The organism is Flavobacterium sp. (assembly GCF_043773265.1).
Classification (GTDB): domain Bacteria; phylum Bacteroidota; class Bacteroidia; order Flavobacteriales; family Flavobacteriaceae; genus Flavobacterium.
On record NZ_JAYVFH010000005.1, the window covers coordinates 1 to 3110 of the forward strand.

Sequence of the window (3110 nt, forward strand, 5' to 3'; positions counted from 1 at the left end):
AACGTTTTGCAGCTTGCAGAAGTGGCGGATTAAGGAAGCATAAACTTTCGGTTAAACACTGACTTTGCAAGTACAAAACCAACTTCAAATTAAGCCCAAAACCCGCCATTTCTGCAAACTGCTGTTGGCAGATGTTATTATTCTTTTATATTCATTTTTATCCAATTAAGCATTTTATTCGGCATTAAATTTATTTCATTTTTATTGAAATTTATATTATTTGTTGCAATGTATACTTTGTCTTCGTCTAATATTCCTGCGTAATATGTGTCGCTTACAAAATCTACAAATAATGCAGATTCATTATATCCACAAGAATGAGAAAAACAAGCAGAAATAAACACTTCTTGGTTTTCAATTCTAATTGGTGTTTGAACTGCTATATATTTTAGGAATAATTCAAATAAATCATTACCAAATTTACTTTTTAATTCTGTGTTAAATTCTGAATTGTTACAAACTTCATCAAAAGCATATTGGTTTTGATATTCTTTTATAAATGAAAAATCTATTTGATTATTGTAATTGGAATTGTTTACAATTCTAATATTTTCATTTTCAATTAGATTTGGTTTAGATTTACTTATTAAGTTATTTATGTTTGAACTATTTTCATAGTTACTTTCATTTCCTTGAGTTTGATTTATTGTGTCAATTGTTGAATTTTCATTTAGTTCTTTTTCTTTTAAGTATTTTGAAGTTGCTTTTCCTTCATTACTAATTACAACAAATGCTAATAATAAAATAACTGAAGTTATGAATAACCATTTCTTTCTTAAACCCGAGAGAAACATAAAAACAAATGGTAAAATGGTGGTTGGTAAAATTTCCGCTATAAACCCTGAAAAATAATTTTCAAAAGGTGAATTATTATATCTTATTGACGCTTCTTGAAAATGAAAAATATTATTAGTTACAAAATAGCCAATTACTTGTCCGATAATAATTAGTAAACCAATAATTCCTAAAATATCAATGATTTGGTTTTTAATCTTTGGAATTGTTTTATTTTTCAAATTATTTACAACAACACTTTCTTTTATTTCGCTATTTATTGAACCTAAATTTTCTTTGGCAATTTGAATATTATCTTTTAGATAATTTACAGATTTGTCAATTTTATTTTCTGTTATTATTACAACTTTTTCGCCACAATTTGGGCAAAATTTTACATTTTCTATTTTACTTCCACAATTATTGCAAAAACTCATATTTGTCTATTTTCGTGTTTTTTGGGATAATATCTGCTAACGTCTCGTGGCTTGGCGTCAGTTGGGGATTTGGTAAGCCAAATGTATAAATTAAAGACCCAACTTCCAAGTACAAAACCAACTTTAAAGTTAGCCTAAAACCCCAATTGCGCCAAACCGCTGTTGTGCGTTCGTTTTTTTTATTTTTCGCAAAAGTTTTTACAATTTAATATTGTTTTTTCATTAATATCTCCAAGACTTATTGCTCTTTTAAAATCCTCACACGCACTTTCTAATTGTCTTTTTGTTGGAAATAGATTTTTGTTTTTAGTTAAAATATTTATTTTTGCAGTGCCTCGATTTGCAATTGCCTCATAATAATTAGGATTTAAATTTATTGCTTTAGTAAAATTATTTTCTGCTTTTTCGAATTCTTTTAATTTATCGTTTGCATTTCCGAGTAGAAAATATATTTCAGAATCGGTTTCATTTATATTTATATATTTTTCACAATTAGCAACGGCTAAAGCATAATTCTGTTGTTGATAATTAATTCTTATTATCCAATATAATGATGATTCTACCTTTTCTTTAATTTCACATTTTTCAGTTACTAAATGTAAATCTTTTAATGCTTCTTCATAATTTTCTAAATACATTTTTGATAATCCTCTATCTAAATAACTTACATAATCATTTTCATTTAGTTTTATTGCCTCGCTAAAATCCAAAATTGCGAGATTATATTTTTTCACTTTATTATAAGACAATCCTCGATTTATGTAGCAAATTTTCTGTTTATCTTTTCCTTTAACAATTTTCAATAATTCGGAAAAGTTTTCAATAGATTCAATATATTTTTCTGATTTAAAATTTGTTATTCCAATTTTATATAACTCACTTTCAGTTTGAGCAAATAAATTTGAAAAATATAAAAAACTTAAAATAATTGTTAATGTTTTATTCATAATTTTTTTTGTAAAATGACGCACAACGTTCTCGCGCTATAGCGGGTTTGGGACTAAATTAAGCCTATTCTTCGGATTTGCCAAATCATCCCAAGTACAAAACCAATTTTCCATTAAGCCAATTGCCCAAATCCGTTGTAGCGTGTGTTATGGGCAGGCTATTTTCTTCAGATAATTAATCCAATGCTTTTCAAGTTCTTTGTTGTCGGCTTCTTTCAAACCTATTTTTTCAATTAAGATTTTATCATCTTTTTTTATTCTAAACACATACATTCCTTTTACATCATCGATACATTGTTTGTATTCTATGTAACCTTTAGGTACGGCTTTATAATCTTCGATTGAGAATAAATAGCTTTCCCAATTATTTTTTCCACAGCCATTTGGGGAATATGAAAAATAGAAATCAGTATTTTTTATTTTTTTCGAGTATGCATATTCTGGATTATCAATGTTTTCAATCTTTGTAAACTGTTTAGTTTTGGCATTGAACAACATAATAGTTTCAAAAAAATAATTGCTGTTATAACCATATCGAATATCTAACATTCCATCTTTGTTATAATCCTCGAATTTTAATGGAACAGTGGAAAGTCCTTCTTCTTTTTGAGCAATTAAGGTGTCATTGTTGGTTATGACATATAATATCATATTGCTTCTGTAATCTGCACGATAAGTATTGTCTAATATTTTTGCTGATACAGAATAAATTAAAGTGTCTTTTTCTTTGATTTTTTCAGTGATAAGTTTCTTTTTTGAATGTTCACAAGAAAACAATAACATAGAACTCAATAATAACAAGAAGTGATATTTCATATAGATTTCTGTTGAATTCTGCGGTTAGCTTGCCCATAACGTCTCGTGGCTTGGCGTCAGTTGGGGATTTGGTTAGCCAAATGTATAAATTAAAGACCGAACTTCCAAGTACAAAACCAACTTTAAAGTTCGCCTA

Annotated in this window: 3 protein-coding genes; all 3 read right to left on the minus strand. The window is 27.4% G+C overall.

Features of this window, described 5'->3' with window-relative positions; translation table 11 throughout:
• Positions 1-137: 137 nt before the first annotated feature.
• The 3 genes from ACH2BO_RS00320 to ACH2BO_RS00330 all read right to left on the minus strand — a co-directional run bounded on the left by ACH2BO_RS00320 (position 138) and on the right by ACH2BO_RS00330 (position 2974).
• Positions 138-1211 carry a hypothetical protein gene (locus ACH2BO_RS00320; protein ID WP_395042761.1) on the minus strand — a complete coding sequence of 358 codons (1074 nt, stop codon included), beginning with the start codon at positions 1209-1211 and terminating at the stop codon, positions 138-140.
• A gap of 179 nt (positions 1212-1390) precedes the next feature.
• On the minus strand, positions 1391-2158 hold the full coding sequence (locus tag ACH2BO_RS00325; protein ID WP_395042762.1) for a tetratricopeptide repeat protein: 768 nt from the start codon (positions 2156-2158) through the stop codon (positions 1391-1393).
• Positions 2159-2305: 147 nt separating this feature from the next.
• Positions 2306-2974 carry a hypothetical protein gene (locus ACH2BO_RS00330; protein ID WP_395042763.1) on the minus strand — a complete coding sequence of 223 codons (669 nt, stop codon included), beginning with the start codon at positions 2972-2974 and terminating at the stop codon, positions 2306-2308.
• Positions 2975-3110: the final 136 nt, after the last annotated feature.

Excerpts from the sequence above, each read along its gene's own strand:
- ACH2BO_RS00320 (WP_395042761.1), bottom strand. The coding sequence starts at position 1,211 with ATGAGTTTTTGCAATAATTGTGGAAGTAAAATAGAAAATGTAAAATTT.
- ACH2BO_RS00325 (WP_395042762.1), bottom strand. The coding sequence starts at position 2,158 with ATGAATAAAACATTAACAATTATTTTAAGTTTTTTATATTTTTCAAAT.
- ACH2BO_RS00330 (WP_395042763.1), bottom strand. The coding sequence starts at position 2,974 with ATGAAATATCACTTCTTGTTATTATTGAGTTCTATGTTATTGTTTTCT.